This window comes from Microcoleus sp. B13-B6 (assembly GCF_036705405.1).
GTDB lineage: Bacteria > Cyanobacteriota > Cyanobacteriia > Cyanobacteriales > Microcoleaceae > Microcoleus.
On the sequence record NZ_JAUBUJ010000102.1, the window covers coordinates 15,274 to 32,289 of the forward strand.

The following is a 17,016-nucleotide window of genomic DNA, read 5'->3' on the forward strand; positions in this document are numbered from 1 at the left end:
TATAAGTTTATATACTATCGTTTTCCACTGCCCCCGCTAACAATCTCGCTGCATCTGCATCAGTTTTCCAATGCGGTAGTCTCAGTCCCATTGCTGACAGAAAATGCAGGATTTCGATAATATTTTTGCGCTGATTCCAGTAATCTTTGATTTCGGTTCGTAGCCAGGTTTTACCTTTTTGGGTTTCTTCTGTACGCACTATTTCCCGAATAGCAAATAAGGTATTTCTAACTAAGGATGCACCAAAGCCAATATCCCCTAATTGTTTGGCTGCAAATTCGCTGGCGGTTTTCAAACGAGTTTCGTTGGCTTTACCGCTATCTAGCATTGATTTATATTCTTTGATGCCAAAACCTCTGGCTAATTCTTGATATGCACCGGAACGATATTCGCCATGAGTTTCTATGTCTAATCCTTTGAGATAAAATTTTTCTTCGGGTGTAAGACTTTTCCAGATGAAAGAATCAAACCCTTTAGGTACTAGGTAATCGCAGGCAATTTTAACGGCATCAGCAATCAGTTTTTCTATTTCTGAGGTTTCGCCATTCTTGCGCGGTTTAGAAAGTTCGTAGGCGATATCAAAATCTTCAATATTTTTGTATTGGGTAAGAACTCGCAATGCAGCAGCGTAAGCAGCTAGTTGATAATCTGTATCGCTAAAGTTAGGATCATCGTTATCTTCTAGTGCCAACATTGAGTCTAACTGTGCTTTAACCTCTATTTCAACTTCGGGATAAAGTTCATCTAAGAATGCTGTATCTTCTGAAGTTTGTTTGCGAAGGACAAGCAGGACAGTTCCTTGAACATAGTTACCTTCTTTTAAACCTGAATCAGTTTCAGTAGCAATACACCATGCGGCTGTTACACGTAATCCAGATGCCCATAGAATAAGTGCCAAGTCAGCCCAAACACTGGCATCTTGGTGTGTAAACATGACAATTTGAACACCATTCTCAGATGTTCTCTTAGTCAGATTTTGATAGCATTCCACCATACTTTTGCGAAACCTATCTTGTGAACCGATTACCGCTAAAGCTCTTTTGCTGTCGGAATACCATCCTGTGAAAAGGCGAGGAATATGTTTTTCGTAATAGGATAAGAAAAACTCAGATAGTTCGTGGTAATTTACTGCATCAGCATAGGCGGGATCTGTAATCCAATAATCGCAAATTTCTGAAATGCTTCTAGCATCGGCAGGCTGAACTTTATTGTTACCACATTCGCATGAACGCAGTTCCTCACCAAAAAATGTTTTTTCAATAGTTAGTACAGTTCTGATTCCATAGTTATATTGTGTGTTCAACGCTTGATTTACAAACGTTTGTTCAGTAGACCCTGGGTATTTTGAAGCATCACTATTCCAGATACAGAGTTTTGAGTTCCAATTCAAACAACTGCCAACCCGCAGTAACAATCCAACCTTGTCTGTAATAGTTAAGCCTTGCAATTCAAAAATTTCGGCTAACATTGTCCCATGAAGAAGTAATTGCCTCGGATTGAATAAATGATGCCAGTGCGTCCATCCACGTTCGCGGATAGGTTGGTCTGTATTGTATCCTGATTCAATGCGTCGATTGGGAATATAGCCTTTTTCTTGCCAATCATAAAAACGTTCTCTCAATAAATTTAGCACTTTTTCTTCCCGCGCTAAATCCTCTTCATCAGGCGGAAGATAGTTACGAATAATTTGCTTTTTACCTTCTGCATCGTAGTAAGTTTTAATCCAACGAATACAATAAAGACGTTCTTGAAAAACGTCTTCTGAACGAGGAACTAAATCCTCATTTTCCCATAGTCGTAAGCCATACTGCGTTTGATTGGCAAAGCGGCGATCTCCTCTAATCATAGTCATTGGAGTTTTTTGGTAACAGTGAGGGCAAACAAGAGATGAACTTTTTACCGTGCCTGACTCTTTGGCTACTCGTAATTCTGACTCTGAGACTCCCATTTCAATCTCAAAATCGAAGCATTTATTAGTCGAATTAGGTATAAGTTTTACTATAACCTGATATCCTGCGGCAATTATCCATGACGGTGCTAAGGGTACTTTCCATCCACATTCAGGGCAAGTGACCTCATGGCAATATAAATAAGCATCAGCTCGCCAGCCTTGTTGATTTTGTTCGATGTCCCAATCTTTTATCTGCTGATCTACAGCGTCAAAAATTAATCTTTGAAGCCGACGGAATTGTTCAGCCACTTCAAAACCGCCCCCAACAATATTTAGAGATGCCCAGGTCAACAAAGCTGCTACCGGGTTGAGGTCAGAACCATAAGCTTGGCAACCAATTCGCGCTGCCTCAAAGGGAACGCTCCCACCCCCGCACATTGCATCACCTACACGAGGGACGCGACCAAATTGAAGATTTCCAAGTTGGCTAACCAGTTCTGACAAACTGTTCGCCGTTGTCCCTAGATGAGCGTTAATTTCTTCCCAAGCTTGTTTGGAAGGCCCATCAATTTGCTCTGGTCGGTCGCAATATTTCAACTTTTCATCATACGATAAACGATTAAAAACTATTTTCTGTAATTCTTCTTTTTGACTTTTCTTAATCCCCTTATTAAATTTCCGTTTGATAGGTGTTGATTCAGTAGAAAAGAACTTTTCGCGTTCTTTGGCATTTAAATAAGAGTAGACTATTTTTAAAGGAATAGATTGAGATTTACGCAGCCAAAGCCCTTCCTCATCCATTGTCAAAATTTTTAGAAAAATCTCCCGGTCTTTTTTCAGATTTGTTGATGTTGGTAATAGTAAACCAAAAATTGCTGCTCGTACTAGAATGAGAGGTTTACGTCCCCACCATTTACCAATAACCGTTAATGTTTGGCTAAAGTTTGCTCGGCGTTCTTTATAGCTTTCTTTTGATAATTTTGATACGGGAAATTGAGTTTCAATAAAGGACAGCATTATGTTAATTAGTAGAGGAATTGCATTTATTATAGAAGTCAGGTTTATTTAACGTAAGTCAAATAGCGGTAACTTTATGTTTTGGGGACTATAATCAGATACGGGGTTTTCTGTCAAAGCATAACGCACGGCTTTACGCCAACCTTTCCCACGTCCAGAAATGGCGTGACCAGTAGCAGCATTAGTCATGGTAAACAGCCACCAGCGTTCCTCGGTCGTCAGCCCCAACCAATTTTTGATTCCTACAGGAATTAAAGCTGGGTCAGCATCTTCAATCCCCCAAGCCAATAATACTAATTCCTTACCAAATAAGCGAGAAAGGGCAGTTCTTCCGGTTTTCCACTGCCCAGTTTTGAGTCCATCTTGCCTGAGACGCTGGTTAAATTCTGCTTTGACAGCATCAGCGATCGCATCCCATTTGACTCGCGGCAAAATTACGCGCATTTTATTATCCTCATTTCCCAAGGCAAAGCTCAACTCCTGTCGGGCTTCGCTCTCATCCCAGGTGAAATGTTCTGAGATAAAAACATTTTCTGGTTTTTTAGTAGGAATAGTCACCAAAAAATGATGCTCCGACTCAGTGGGAACAAAACCAAAACCTTCAGATTTGAGTTTGATTGCCACTATTGTTGTACCTCATTACGGTTAAGTTCAGTTTTCACTTCTGCTACCCAGTCTAAAAGCTGCTGTCCCGTGGGGAAATTGAGTGACTGCGCTTCAATTTCTACTTCACCATCAGCTAAAAGCGATCGCAAGTGTTTCACAGCAGAGTCTAATTTATCTGCATCAAAAACCAAATCGCTATCCACTGACAGTTGTACCCAATGGCTCCCGGTAATGGTAATGCGGGAACCAAAAACACCAACTTGGTACTTTTTCAGCCGCCCTAGAAACTCATAAGCGTCTTTTGTCGTTTTGGGGTGATGTTCTCGTTTCCAAGTCGCGGGTTTAGCTGAATCAACCTGAAAATCATCTACCTTATCCCATTGGATATCTAGGCGGTGAGTCTGGGAGATAATACCCTGTTTTTCTGCAATTGCCAATACACAAAGAGTTCCTGAAGGGACAATAAATGGTTCACTGTAGATACCACCGCCAAGTTTGGGGTCAGAACCATCTGTAGTGTAGCGGATTGGGGCATCTGGGGCAGCTTTTAGTTCAACCATTTTATCATTGCCGCTTTGGAAGGTAAGAGATTTAATAGTAATGCGGTTGCGCCAAGTAAGAGAACTTCCGGTTTCATGTTCACCGAGTGAGTCAACGCACAAGAAATTAATTTCTAGTTCGACGGTGGAGAAGTTTTTGGGGTCAGAGACAATTTGCGAAACGGTGGTGACAGTTGAGCCAATTTCATAGTGAATGCGATCGCCATGAACTGCTGTTAATTCTAGGGTTATTTCGCCTGTATCGTCGTTGCGGTGTTTTTCTTTAACACGGATATCAGTTTGGGGTTTAGGAAAAGGTGGTTTTTCTACATAACCGCCTTCTTCCCGCCATTGGTCTTTATGAATTAACTCATCTTTAAGGTGATCCAGGGCATCTGGTCGATGCCATTGCCAAGCTGTATTAGTTGCAGATCGTTTTTTGACTTCCGACCAAATCATTGATTTCTGGGTAAACAGTCGCTGTTCACACTTTTTACAAAAAGAATCACTGGACACATCTTCGGTAAATTTTTGCTTTGCTTTCAGGGTTTCCCGAATCTGCATTTCACCGTTGTAATTGTTGTCCTTGAAAATCATTTGGAAATCAGCAGTCATCAAGTTATCTTTGGTAGGATAATAAAGTGTAGTAAAAGCTTCGCGGGTAGCAATGAGCAGACGGAACTTAATATTATCCTGCATATCCTTAGCTGCCATAAATTGCGGATCATTGTCTGCTACTTTTTGCGCTTTCATTTCGTCGAGAATGTAGCTAATAGCCTTAAGTTCTGCTGCTGTTTCTAGTAAAGCTTCCAGAGTGCCACGAACGCCAGAAAGGAAAAGAATTCGGTTTTTATAGTCTAAGTCAGCATAGAGTTTTTGTAGGTCTGGATGCAACCCACCACTGCTATATGGTTCGTAAATTACGAGAGTAACTTTATCAGCTTTAATTTTGATTTCATCTATAGGAGGCAGGGCTAATACTTCCTGATAACAATCTTTCATGGTAGGTTCAAACACTTTTACAAAGAAGCTTCGCAGTTCTTTAAATGAAAATTCACGACTGTAATGGCCGACAGTAGATCTGAGTTTGGCTACTAAATTCTCAAGGTTTCTAAAATAAAGTTTGCCTTCGGTATTGGAGTGCAAATACCAAGCTTTAGTAGAAAGAACTCCTAAAATATCTTTAGGAATTTTGGAAACATCCCGCCCTGGAACGCATAGATACGATACTACTTCTGAGCGGGACAAACCAACAACAGCATTGGGAACACTGGAGAGAGAAGAAACTAACAACAACTTACAGGCATCTTGGGCATCAGTACCCCCTAAATGGGAATCCATATTTTCAGCGATCGCCTGCCCATTGGAAGCAATATCGTGACTGATAGCATTCTCTAATGTCGTGTTAATTTGGGTAATTTCTGCTAAGGTATCACGATCATTTAAGTCAATATCGTGGGCATGAATTAAGTAGAGTTGATCAGCTTTACCTTGTTGGGCATCAAATAATCTGGATACTACTACTCGCATCAGCCGAATTAAACCGCGAGTTTGCTGGAAACCAGGGTTTTCTCGAAAACGGGCGTAAAGGTCGCGGATAGCAAAGTGAAAGGGATAAGATTCTTTTAGTTGGGTAGTAAATGTGTCTGGGGAGGCATTGGTAATGTCCATTTGCTTGGCATCACTAACTGCTTTGGCGTAAGCGCGGGCAACCTCCAAGATTTCGCTCTCGTCTGGTAGTTTCTCAAATAACCGCTTGCGGAGAATATGGTAAAGTTCATCAGTATTGAGAGCAACAGGTTCTAAAGTAATTGCTGCCCGTCCCACTTCACCTTTCAGGTTTTCCAATGTCTTGTTAATTTGTTCAGAACCACCTTGGTAAGTAGCTTTTAGGTCGGAAATCACCACACAGACATTTGTTAAATCTTCTTTGGCAACAGCAGTTAAAAGGTTAGCTAATGCTGTTGCTGTTACCTGTGCTAAGTCTGAGTTACCAATTTCTTTAGATTTAGCATTTTCCAAATACGGAGGCAGTTCGTCCAGTAGAATTAGCAAAGGCTCTCCTTTGAGGAGATTAACCCAGGCAGTCTGTCCGGGTGCGGAGAGGGGAGAATAATATTGATTAAACTGCTCTTTTTTGCCTAACTGTTCAGCGATCGCTCCCCAAAGTCCCAACGGCGTATCACTCTCCCGTCCAGTAAAAGCCACTACGCGGACTGCTTCCAATTTTACAGATTCATAAAGGTTGCCCATAACCTGCGATCGCAGGTGTGGATTTTTTGCCAATAATCCCAAAGCGATCATATTATGAGTCTTGCCACCGCCCATTGCTTGGGTGAGAACAAATACTCCCTGAGCAGAATTGCTGTTAAATCGCCTAAAAGCTTCCTTTAGTAAGCGTTTCATGCCATCAGTCAGGTAGTTTTCCGCAAAAAAATCATCTGCATTGATGCTGTCTTCAATCAGGTCTATCAGGTCTAATACTGTGTCTCGTCTAGAGCGATCAAAGATACTTGAGCGAGGTGTGCAAAGTTCTTTAAGTGTTTTCATAAATATTTAATTGTCATCAGCTTTTTAAGATCATCCTAGCCTGTTACGGTAGCCTTCCGTGAAGATGGTTTCTATCTATTCTTCTCACAACATAGAGACTAGGCGCATTTCCCCCAGCCCTTCAACCGCGCCTCTAACCGCTGATGGATGACATCTAACCATACAGGCACAACACGCAACCCCTCTGCCCAAAGCGCGATCGCCTTCGAGCTATCAAACTCAGCTAAATCAAAAGATTGCTCAGTAGGATGACGGTACAGCATTAACCGCACTCTTTGGGATGGGGTAAAAAACTCCGGTTCTCTTTCCTTCAAATTCTTCAGCGCTTCCCTCGCCCACTCAAAACTCAACCCCACAGACAGCCAATAGGCGATCGCCACCAATGCCGCCAAATCAGACCGAGAGTAATAAACACTCCGCCCCGTACCTGTCCCGCTAATCGCAGGCACAACAACCCCCTTCTCTCGGCAATACTGCAATTGGCGAAGGGTACAGCCTGTAATATCAGCCGCCTGCTTGCTGGTGAAAAACGTTTCTTGCATAAAACGATTCTACTCCCAGCTTGTTATTAAACGTATATATTTTTATAAAACATATATTGTTAGTAATAACATGAGCCAAATCCTGCTCCAGTGCCGTTTAGCCGCCAGCCTTCTGACCCGCTGCCAACTCTGGGACTTGATGACAGGCAAAAACAAGCCCTACCTAATCAACAAATTACTGATACAAGCCGGTAAAACACTCAAAACATCCCATCTAGTAACTCGGTAATGTCTTGCTGGTCGCGCCCCCGGTTGTCGTCATAGATCATGAGCGTATTTAAATTCCTGTGCCTGCTGAGTTTCTGAACCTTCCGCACATCCCCGTCTGTTGCGTCCAGTGCCGCCGTGATAGCTGAGTGTCTGATGCGATGAGGGGACATCTGTTTTTTGATACCAGCCTTTTCGCTATAACGGACAACCATTTTGCAAATGCCATCGCCGCTAAGTCTGTGTCCGCTGTGGGCGGAGTCAAGTGCTATAAAAAGCGGGCTATCGTGCGAGAAACTTCCTCTTGCTTCTAACCAATCGGCGATCGCCTGCACTGTCGCAGAACCCAAATCGATCGTCTCAGCTTGCGTACCGCGTCCCTTGCCAAGAATCCGCAAAGTCTTACCGACAGGATCAAAGTCACAAACACTCAACTGACTGATTTCGTTTCGCCGCAAAGCATTGCCCCACAGCAAGCGCAACAAAGCATAATCACGCTTCCCAGCTTTTGTTGCCAGATCGCACTGCTGCAAAATTCGCTCAAAAGTCTTAGTATCAACGCCCGTCGTATCTCGGTAGCCGACAATTTTCTCTCCCTTGATATCCTCCAAACTGTAATGACACACGCCGAGCTTGCGACCCATTTCCACCAACGATTTAACAGCCGCCAGCCGCCGATTAACAGTCGCTTCCTTGAGTCCCTTGTCGATCAGCTTAGCTTTGTACTTCAAAACCACCGAAACTGCTTGCCGTTCCTCAAGGTGTAAAAACTCCAAAACGTTATCAGGCAAGGCGGGCGTCCCTGTCATAGTTACCAAAAAGTCATTTACGTCCCTCTCGTAGGCGCGGCGAGTATTTTCGGAGCGCTTGTCGGCGAGTAATTGTTTGAGCACGTCTGGATCGGTATCTAGAGTATCGAAATACCTTTCAATTTTGGCATCGAGGGAAGCTTCCAGGCGGGCGATGGAAAATTCTGCTTTCATGATTTTTTGCTATTGATAAGGATAATTATCAAGACCGCAATCATGAATAACACCGACTTTTCCATCGTCCGCCTCGAAGCTTCCCTCGATGCCAAAATTGAAAGATATTTCGATACTGTAGACACTGACCCCGACGTGCTCAAACAATTACTTGCCGACAAGCGCTCCGAAAATACCCGCCGCGCCTATGAGCGGGACGTGAATGATTTTTTAGTAACTATGACGGGGATGCCCGCCGTCCCTGACAATGTTTTGGAGTTCCTGCACCTGGAAGAACGTCAAGCGGTGTCGGTGGTGTTGAAGTACAAAGCTAAGCTGATTGACAAAGGGCTGAAGGAGGCGACTGTTAATCGGCGGCTAGCGGCTATCAAAAGTTTGGTGGAGATGGGCCGCAAACTGGGCGCGTGTCATTATGCTTTGGGCGACATCAAGGGGGAGAAAGTCACTTCCTACCGCGATACGACTGGGGTTGACCGACCAACTTTTGAGCGGATTTTGCAGCAGTGCGATCTGGCAACACTAGCAGGGAAGCGTGATTATGCTTTGTTGCGCCTGTTGTGGGGCAATGCTTTGCGGCGAAATGAGATTAGTCAGTTGAACATTCGCGACTTTGACCCGGCCGGTAAGACTTTGCGGATTTTTGGAAAGGGACGCGGGACGCAAGCTGAGGTGGTGGACTTGGGGGCGGTCACTGTTCAGGCAATTACCGATTGGTTGGACGCCAGGGGCGGCAATTCCTCTCAAGATGCCCCACTGTTTACGGCCCTCGACTTTGCTAATACAGGTCATCGGCTGACGGGCGACGGCTTGAGAAGAATCATTGTTCGTCACTGTGAAAGTGCTGGCATTACCAAGCAAATGTCACCTCACCGCATCCGTCACTCGGCAATCACGGCGGCACTGGACGCAACAGACGGGGATGTGCGAAAAGTTCAGAAACTCAGCAGGCACAAGAATCTCAATACCTTGATGGTGTATGACGATAATCGCGGCCGCGACCAAAGAGACGTTACCGATTTACTTGATGGGATGTTTTGAGCTAAGAAAAATCTCCCAACTTTCGAGTAATTGAGGGATTCCGGTTCTGGCAACTGTCTCCCAGTGCGATCGCACTTGCCGACAGCCAACAGAACACCGGCCGCTCTTTTTGGTCAAATAATTTCAGGTTTTAGATTCAGATTTTAGATTCTTGACAGTGCAGTTGCTCCTTTAGGGTTAGGCATAACAAGTGAATCCCTTGTGTCAAGCGTTTCACTTAGTCTAGCAGTAGCCCCAGTAGTTTCAAGCGCGTGACACACGATTTTTGGGTGTCCTCAGCCGGACGGGCTGGCGGCTATTTTTCCGATGGCCGATTTTTTAATTGTGACGAAGAAGAAGACAATGGCGGCCAGTCGTAAAAATCCCGCTAGGAGTTTAGACGGGGAAAGGGTAATTCTCCCACTCACTCCAAAACCTTGTTCTAGGCGGGGATACTGGAATATTCTGACCCTATGTTTAAAAGTGCTATGGCTAGGCGGGGAAAAGCAGACAAGCTTTGTACAAATTTTTTCTTAATGGCTATACTTAAAAAGTCTTTTAAATTGTCTGGAGAAAATAATTATGTCTTTTTCTCGCGAAACCTTTACACTCAATCCTGAACCCGACTACACCTTTAAGCCCCAAGCTGATATTACCAAAGAAGAAATGGTCGAAATTCTTCAACTTCTTATCACTTCAGGGGTCAATATAAAAATACCCTCTGACCTTAAAGCCCAGGTTGAAGAATTATCCAAAGGTGCCCGGCGTCACATCTCATGAGATTTGTGTAAAGACAGTAACAACTCATATTCTGAGCCAGGAGCAGAACTACTACAAGGGGTACAGCCGAGAGGTAGAGAGGGGTGGAGTGGTAACACTCCCCTCGACTCTACCTCTCGGCTATACCCCTACTCTGCATAACTCCATTTTCAGAAGGCATTTTTGTGTTTTTCCAGAGCTATCAATTTTTTAAGGATCGGCTCTAAATTTTCGATTTCAGCGTCGGCTTCGTTTAACGCTTCTATATCTAAAGAATTCTTAGATAATTTTTTAAGGACCTGCATTACCTTTTCTGTTCCAGCATCGGCTGCCTGTTTTAGCACTTCAATATCTGAGGAGTTCTTAACTTCTGCGTTTTCCATAAATAAATTAGATTGAGCTAAAAATTAGTTACCTAAGTTAATAAGTAACTATGAACTATATTAGCACACTATTCCAGAAAAAGAGACAATTCTAGAGAGCAGGGGGGAGAGTGTAAGGCACAATGTAAAAGACGAACCCTACTACTTAGCAGTCTCAACAGTGATTTGAGCGAAAATAAATCGAGTCGCCTCTGCCGACAACCCAACTATAAAAGAAAGAAGTGCATAGCATAAAAGGGCAAAAGTGTCAAGCGCTATTTAGTCCACGCAGCCACACACACAAAACGAAAACCGTAGTTGAAGTTGCGGGTGTCCGGCGCAAAATAGTCGCGAAGGGCCGAGCGGGAATACCGCGGAGAATTGCGCCACGAACCACCGCGCTGCAGCCGTCTTCTGTCATCATTTCTTGACTTTGTTAATAAATCAGCACTCTTTTGATAACGATTATCATTATTTTTTTCATCCCAGACACTTCCATCCGTAGGTGCTCCTTCGTAACTATCGTGCCAAGGATCGGCGCACCACTCCCAGACGTTGCCGTGCATATCGTATAAACCAAAGGCATTAGGGGGAAAAGAGCCTACATCTGTTGTCTTCTGACGATAGATTCCCTCGGGTGCAGCACCGTAAACAGCAGAGCCATAAAAATTAACTAAGTCGGAGGTAATTGTTTCTCCGAAGTAAAAAGGCGTTGTTGTACCTGCTCTACAGGCATACTCCCATTCCGCTTCACTCGGTAAGCGATAATCACGCCCTGTTAATCGAGATAACCTCGCGCAAGCTTCTACCGCCTCGTACCAATAAACCTGCTCAACGGGCAAATCATCACCTTTGAAATAGGATGGATTAGAATCGAGGTCGATATTTACTTTCGGTAAGCCTGCCACTGCACGCCACTGAGCCTGAGTTACTTCATATTTTCCCATAAAAAAAGGGGCTACAGTGACTTTATGCTGTGGCCCTTCATTGTCATTTCGCTCTTTTTCTGTACTGGGGGAACCCATCACGAAACTGCCCCCATCAATCGCGATCATGTCCATCGTGATGTAGAAGCCGAGATTTTCTGTAAAAAACTTGGCTTTTTCTTCGCGGCGGTTGGTAATTTGCCCCGTTGAATTAACCGTTACTGTTTGAAATTGAAATGTTTTTAAGGAAGGCGATGGGTTATTAGCAGAAGGAGTAAGTTTATTCCAAAGAGTTTGACTGAGCACAGCAACAATAAACCCGCCTCCGGCAAAACCCGCCCATTGTAAAATAGTACGCCTTGTCGTATTAGTTGAAGGGATATTCCCAGATGTAGGTGTAGGTGTTGCGGTAGGAATCGGCTGATAAGGAATTGCGGTAGGGTTAGGAGTCGGAGTAGGTGCCGGCGAACTAACAGGCTTGGGTTTGCTTGCAGGCTGCAAAGGAATTTGGACAGGAATATTAGATTGTCCCCCTGACATTGCCGGAAATGGATCGATTCCTTTGAGTTGTTTTTTCCTCTCACACCAAGGACAATCGCTCAAATGTCCTCCATACCGATGCTCAGAATTTACCCCACAACTCACCAAAGCTTTTTCTGCTTCATCTAATGCCTTCATCCAAGTCCGAGCATCAGGTCGCGCTTGGGGCTTACTGTGCCCATCCTCAAAACAGTACACAAACAACTCCCGCAGCCTCGGATGCAACACCTCAAAAGGTACTGCCCTTGGCGCAGGGCCATAAGGCACTTTCTTGGTTCCGTAGGGAAAATGCCCTGTTAAAATCCGCTTCTCCGTTGGTGGTGGTTCCCCAGTTCCTTGATACACTGCCGCAAAAGGGTGCATCCCTTCCATCAACAACTGAAAAATCAACACCCCTAACCCAAACAAATCATGTTCCGGCGTGCGGTCATAATCTGAAAACGTCTTACCCTGAAGTTCCGGGGGTGTATACTCCGCTTTCCCCACCGGACAGCGATAAACTTTGCCCTGTTGGAAATCGGGAACCTGAAAGGAATCCGTATCTACCAGCGTTACCATCGCTGTGTCATAAACCAAGATATTCGACTCATTCACATCGCCAATGACATACTGTTTCGCGTGTAAAGCACTCATCGCGCCTGCAAAGTTTCGCGCCGTGCGGTGCAAGGAGAGGTAATTAAAACCGAGATTTTCCTCACGGCGAGTTTTAGGGGTGTAGTAATCGTGGATGGGTCGCACTTGCTGCTTCGGCACTCGCGGCATGAGGAAGCCAATGATTTGCTGATGACCATTGATAGAAAGTAGTAAATCAACCGGCCAAGCAATCGAGACACACCTGTGAGATTTTGCTACTGAGTCATCAGGGGGGTTAGTCAACATTACTCGAAGTTTGTCACTATCAATATCTTTTAGCTTGTTGGCGTGATAAACTTTCGCCACCAGTGACGCATCTGGAGGGAATTCGTGAATTGCCCCTTCACCACCACCACCTAACCACGGCCCTAGAGTAATCACTTGTCCATTAGACTGACGCTTGAATTGCATACGAATCCCCACCACAACCCTCTACAATCCTAACATTTTTTTCACCTCTGCTAGCGGCACAGAAGGTCGATCTCCATCTTCCTTTTTTGCCGCCCTCAAATTCATCAAATCTTCCACATTAGCAATTAATTCTTGAAGTGATGCAAATTCTTCGTAAGGTATCACTGCAAATTCTTTTTTACCGTTTTTGGTAATAAACTGAGGATGTAACGGAATCATCTATATTTCCTTCCGTTTTGGACGCACCCCGACCAAAGAAACCGGGTTTTTACTCAGTCTACGATGCTCTAACAAAGTTTTTTCGTAAAAAACCCGGTTTCTGGAATCCCATGCTTAAGTCCAGTTTTCGATGTTTGACGCGGTGGAGCACCCGAAACATCTTCCTTAATTTAAAATAAAATTCGGCTTTATACTTCCGCTGAAAAAGATTTTAAATATGGGATGCGATCGGCTTAAACTAAACTTCGTACTTCATCAAACAGAACCCCATCCGGGCTTTTGCAGGGGAACTTGTTCATCTAATTGAGAATGAGATACTCCACTCATACTAGCTGACAGCCATTGGAACATCTCCTCAAAATTCAGCCCTGTTAACTTCATAGGTGGGCGGACGACAATTTGACTGAGGCGAGTCATATTCACCCCTTCTACACCCACAGCAAAGAAAGCAACTTTTTTTCTAGCTTCCTCATCCCGAATCCGTTGGGCCGCCCGATTGACAACTTCATTGTCACTGGGTGAACCATCTGTAATCATAAATATCCAAGGGCGATAATAATTGATTGCATTTGCCTTATACGAGGCTTTTCGCGCTTGAAGAATGTCTAAAGCTTTGTCAATTCCAGCTCCCATGTAGGTTGCTCCTCCTACATCTAGGGTTGGTGGCTGAAACTTATCGGCAGTTACAAAATCCTGAACCACCTTTACCGTACTCTCAAAAGTCACAATAGCTACTTCAACGCGCTTTTTGGTTAAGCCATCTTTATTCAGATCGTCTCTGAAGATGTGTAATCCATCATTTAAGGCTTTAATGGGTGCGCCGCCCATAGAGCCGGAAACGTCTAGTAACAGGATACAGGGACAGCGCGGCTCTGAATTGTCGGCAAAGTCTACGGCTTCCTCAAGTCTTCGGGATTCAGACATGGTTGTAGGATAAATATTTGAATAATATCATACCAAATTTTGGTAACTGTTCAGCTATCCGATCGCACGCTGCCGACAATTCTCATTAATTACAAGCAGGGTAAGAGCACCTCAATCATGCTTGACGAAAGCATTTGAAGATTTGTATTATATAGTCATTGTTCATCGCAGCCCGTTTAATTTTTTGTCGCAGGCTATGCTGGAAAGTTATTTCTTGGTTGATCGCATTAAGGATGATCCGTCTTACCAGAGCGAAATTATAAGGACTATTTAACGAGCGAATTTGGGATTTATCTTTATCAAAAATCACATTCAAACTCCAATGCTATTGGTTTTTTATATCTCAATTTTGACGAATAGCACAACCGTTTAGTTGAGCATTTACTGATAAAAAACTTAGGTAAAATTATACAAAATAGAGGGGTTTTGTTCCAGAGATGACGAACTTCTTCAACTATCGCAATACTGCATAAGCCTGTTCATTGCTCTTGCTGGTAAAGTTCTCCTAGTAGGGGTACAGCCGAGATACTTGCAAAATAGGACATGATATTAAGAAACGTAACAAATAAGCCCCTACGTAGCTTTCGAGAAAGCTTGCAAGCACAAAAGCATCCTAAATTAGCTGACTGTTCAACCCAGTTTGATAAGGCAGAGTATAATTTCTAACAGTCAACTACTAAACTACCATCGCCAGCCTTTCAATTCTTTCCAATAGCAAGCGAGTGCGACCTGAAATTTTAGCAACGGGTGAGAGGAAAGCAGGCGCGATGGAGCACAGATTTGCAAGCTCGGCTCGAAACCATTCTGATAAAAATGCTTTCACTTCTTCGTCAGCTTGCTGCACTTCCTCGAACAAACTAAAACACCCGTCAAGCAATGCCACGATGTCTTCAATATCAGAACTAAAATAAAAGTTACCTGCGCCTCTACCCGTGAAAGCTTCTATTTTGGAGGCGAGGAGGTAAGGCGTTGAAAAAATTAGGATTTGCCTACCACTTGGAAGTTGGTAGTGAATAGAATTAGCAATACCTGGCTTGTACCAGCGGTTGGAAAACCCCAGCACCGATTCATCGCACGGCATCACATCAATTGAAATGCCCTCATACTGCCAGCGACACAGCGGTGCGCCTGATTCTGTACTCTCTTGAAGCCCAAGGGTTCGCAACAAGTTCGAGAAGTGGTAATATTCAGCTCTGGATGTGATTTCAACAACACAATCAACATCATCGGTAGGTCGAATATCAGGAGCCGCCACTTCGTCCAGATACAGGGATATCGTTGCTCCTCCTGTGAAAACGATGGTAGTGCGTACTTGAGAGAGTACCCGGGCGACTGTTTCCAGCATGAATATCTGCTGATTCATAGAGCGACGATCCTCTTTTCAAGTTCGCTAGCAGCTAAACGTTGCTCCCGCACCCGACCAACTCGAATAGCGTCAATCAAGCTGAGTAAGGCATAAAGTTTTGGATCGTTACTGGCAGCTTGGGGGACTGAGCGGTACAGAGGCGCGATTGCCTGCCCTCTCACGACACCTTGAGGGTCAGGCCAGACGTAAACCTCAGACGGTGAGGCAACCAGCTTGCTTTTCAACGGCTCAGCAGAATGTGCAGTTGGCAATCCCCGCGAGAGGGGGCCTGGCTGGGCGTAGAATACATAGCGCAACCCGTGAACCAGGAATTCCAACACCGCTTGCTTCAAAATTTTCCGCTCGGAGCCATAATACAGACCGGCAGCTTCAGAACGCTCAAGGGCAGCATGAACTTCTGATGCGCTCATGCCCAAGCTTTGAGCGAGAGAACTGTACGTCCAGTTCGTTGAATCCCAACTGTGGACTTTGAGTATTGCAAGGATATCTTGGGGTTTTAGCATAGCGGATGAGCTCGTGCATTGTTTCCTTGTTTCCTTTATTCTACATTCGCGAATAGCGAATAATTAAGGTGTGGCGACTTTAATTTACTGCGAGGCGCTCGTTGAAGGGCAAGAGCCTAGTAGCGAATACAGCGCTCGCCCCGGTTGCTTGAAACCGTTGTAGGTAGGAGCGATCGCATTATAAGTTTCAGAAAACTTAGCCGCAACTCTCCTTTACCGCTATCGGTATAAATATATCTCCCAACATTGCTTGCTACGACTCATTCCTGCTTTTTGTGCAAGCTTCCTCTCTGGCATAAGTTTGAGTTTTCATGCGTTTTTTGCTGCGAATAAGCCCCCAAATTCCGCTAAAAATTAAGTTGAGTTTGCACAAGTTTACTCGCACATTCTCAGGACAAACAGCGAAAAACGCATGAAAACGCATGAAAACTTAGTCTTAAAAAGTTAATTTTGAGGTTTTTTCCTGTCCCGGTACACTTAATATCAATTTAATAATTTAACAGCAAGCTCTACACTCCAATTTTAGGCAAATGTAGCAGAGGCTCAAAAGTGGTAGCATTTATAGCAAGCTGTACTTTCACAATTGAGCAAGCCGAACTAATTGAATAGGCTGTTAAGGCTGCTTTTTTAATTGCCGCTTTGTGATAGCCATTCAGCTATTGCATATTAATGTATCGGAACAATGGCGGTAGCGTTTTTCTCTTCTTGAGTTGCAGTTCAGTTTGTTTGGTAGATTGAATGCAGTGCTACCGCACTTTTGTACAAAAAAGCGAAGTGCCTCAATATTTTTTTGCTGCCAGAATGCTAATAGCGTTACTTCGGCAAGCCAGTGAAATTTGTAGTCAAAGCAAATGCGGAGAAACTTGTTAAACTAGGCAATGAGAAGGCAGTGACAATTGTGGGGCGATGGTACGGTTGTACTTGATTTCAGAGAGAGCGCGTGAGCCACGCGCCTCTAAGTTTTAGGCCGTAACGATGCTACCCAAGTTGAATGGGGACAGTTGCGGTAATTGATGCCAGT

Annotated in this window: 13 protein-coding genes; 2 read left to right on the plus strand and 11 right to left on the minus strand. The window is 44.1% G+C overall.

What is annotated here, in order from left to right:
* Positions 1–7: 7 nt before the first annotated feature.
* From QUB35_RS31775 to QUB35_RS31795, 5 genes are all read right to left on the minus strand, one after another.
* Positions 8–2,908 carry an anti-phage-associated DUF1156 domain-containing protein gene (locus tag QUB35_RS31775; protein WP_333145809.1) on the minus strand — a complete coding sequence of 967 codons (2,901 nt, stop codon included), beginning with the start codon at positions 2,906–2,908 and terminating at the stop codon, positions 8–10.
* Between the two features lie 48 nt (positions 2,909–2,956).
* A complete protein-coding gene (locus tag QUB35_RS31780) occupies positions 2,957–3,532 on the minus strand; it encodes a DUF3780 domain-containing protein (protein WP_333145811.1) in 576 nt (191 codons plus the stop codon).
* The gene (locus QUB35_RS31785; protein WP_333145813.1) at positions 3,532–6,603 is read right to left on the minus strand and encodes a DUF499 domain-containing protein; all 3,072 of its coding nucleotides are present in this window, start codon (positions 6,601–6,603) and stop codon (positions 3,532–3,534) included. The genes QUB35_RS31780 and QUB35_RS31785 overlap by 1 nt, the downstream gene beginning before the upstream one ends.
* Positions 6,604–6,701: 98 nt before the next feature.
* Entirely contained in the window at positions 6,702–7,145 is a 444-nt protein-coding gene (locus QUB35_RS31790; protein WP_333145814.1) for a MerR family transcriptional regulator, read from the minus strand.
* A 200-nt stretch (positions 7,146–7,345) separates the two neighbouring features.
* A complete protein-coding gene (locus tag QUB35_RS31795; RefSeq protein WP_333145815.1) occupies positions 7,346–8,335 on the minus strand; it encodes a tyrosine-type recombinase/integrase in 990 nt (329 codons plus the stop codon).
* A gap of 42 nt (positions 8,336–8,377) precedes the next feature.
* Here QUB35_RS31795 and QUB35_RS31800 point away from each other — a divergent pair, with 42 nt between their 5' ends.
* Complete coding sequence (locus QUB35_RS31800; RefSeq protein WP_333145816.1) at positions 8,378–9,373, plus strand: tyrosine-type recombinase/integrase; 996 nt, start codon at positions 8,378–8,380, stop codon at positions 9,371–9,373.
* A 561-nt stretch (positions 9,374–9,934) separates the two neighbouring features.
* Positions 9,935–10,132 (plus strand): hypothetical protein, encoded by a 198-nt coding sequence (locus QUB35_RS31805; protein ID WP_333145818.1) that lies wholly within the window; start codon positions 9,935–9,937, stop codon positions 10,130–10,132.
* A 149-nt stretch (positions 10,133–10,281) separates the two neighbouring features.
* Here QUB35_RS31805 and QUB35_RS31810 read toward each other — a convergent pair whose 3' ends face one another.
* The 6 genes from QUB35_RS31810 to QUB35_RS31835 form a co-directional block, all read right to left on the minus strand.
* Positions 10,282–10,494 carry a hypothetical protein gene (locus QUB35_RS31810; protein WP_333145820.1) on the minus strand — a complete coding sequence of 71 codons (213 nt, stop codon included), beginning with the start codon at positions 10,492–10,494 and terminating at the stop codon, positions 10,282–10,284.
* Positions 10,495–10,748: 254 nt separating this feature from the next.
* Complete coding sequence (locus QUB35_RS31815) at positions 10,749–12,983, minus strand: SUMF1/EgtB/PvdO family nonheme iron enzyme (protein WP_333145823.1); 2,235 nt, start codon at positions 12,981–12,983, stop codon at positions 10,749–10,751.
* 21 nt (positions 12,984–13,004) lie between these two features.
* Positions 13,005–13,202, minus strand: a complete 198-nt coding sequence (locus tag QUB35_RS31820; protein WP_333145826.1) for a type II toxin-antitoxin system prevent-host-death family antitoxin — start codon at positions 13,200–13,202, stop codon at positions 13,005–13,007.
* A 255-nt stretch (positions 13,203–13,457) separates the two neighbouring features.
* The gene (locus tag QUB35_RS31825; protein ID WP_333145829.1) at positions 13,458–14,126 is read right to left on the minus strand and encodes a VWA domain-containing protein; all 669 of its coding nucleotides are present in this window, start codon (positions 14,124–14,126) and stop codon (positions 13,458–13,460) included.
* A gap of 676 nt (positions 14,127–14,802) precedes the next feature.
* A complete protein-coding gene (locus QUB35_RS31830) occupies positions 14,803–15,489 on the minus strand; it encodes a hypothetical protein (RefSeq protein WP_333145831.1) in 687 nt (228 codons plus the stop codon).
* Positions 15,486–15,995 carry a hypothetical protein gene (locus QUB35_RS31835; RefSeq protein WP_015179812.1) on the minus strand — a complete coding sequence of 170 codons (510 nt, stop codon included), beginning with the start codon at positions 15,993–15,995 and terminating at the stop codon, positions 15,486–15,488. The genes QUB35_RS31830 and QUB35_RS31835 overlap by 4 nt, the downstream gene beginning before the upstream one ends.
* Positions 15,996–17,016 lie beyond the last annotated feature (1,021 nt).

Bases quoted from the DNA above. Each gene is read 5' to 3' on its own strand.
- QUB35_RS31835 (WP_015179812.1), bottom strand. From the start codon at position 15,995: ATGCTAAAACCCCAAGATATCCTTGCAATACTCAAAGTCCACAGTTGG.
- QUB35_RS31815 (WP_333145823.1), bottom strand. From the start codon at position 12,983: ATGCAATTCAAGCGTCAGTCTAATGGACAAGTGATTACTCTAGGGCCG.
- QUB35_RS31800 (WP_333145816.1), top strand. From the start codon at position 8,378: ATGAATAACACCGACTTTTCCATCGTCCGCCTCGAAGCTTCCCTCGAT.
- QUB35_RS31810 (WP_333145820.1), bottom strand. From the start codon at position 10,494: ATGGAAAACGCAGAAGTTAAGAACTCCTCAGATATTGAAGTGCTAAAA.
- QUB35_RS31830 (WP_333145831.1), bottom strand. From the start codon at position 15,489: ATGAATCAGCAGATATTCATGCTGGAAACAGTCGCCCGGGTACTCTCT.
- QUB35_RS31785 (WP_333145813.1), bottom strand. From the start codon at position 6,603: ATGAAAACACTTAAAGAACTTTGCACACCTCGCTCAAGTATCTTTGAT.
- QUB35_RS31825 (WP_333145829.1), bottom strand. From the start codon at position 14,126: ATGTCTGAATCCCGAAGACTTGAGGAAGCCGTAGACTTTGCCGACAAT.
- QUB35_RS31795 (WP_333145815.1), bottom strand. From the start codon at position 8,335: ATGAAAGCAGAATTTTCCATCGCCCGCCTGGAAGCTTCCCTCGATGCC.
- QUB35_RS31820 (WP_333145826.1), bottom strand. From the start codon at position 13,202: ATGATTCCGTTACATCCTCAGTTTATTACCAAAAACGGTAAAAAAGAA.
- QUB35_RS31775 (WP_333145809.1), bottom strand. From the start codon at position 2,908: ATGCTGTCCTTTATTGAAACTCAATTTCCCGTATCAAAATTATCAAAA.
- QUB35_RS31790 (WP_333145814.1), bottom strand. From the start codon at position 7,145: ATGCAAGAAACGTTTTTCACCAGCAAGCAGGCGGCTGATATTACAGGC.
- QUB35_RS31805 (WP_333145818.1), top strand. From the start codon at position 9,935: ATGTCTTTTTCTCGCGAAACCTTTACACTCAATCCTGAACCCGACTAC.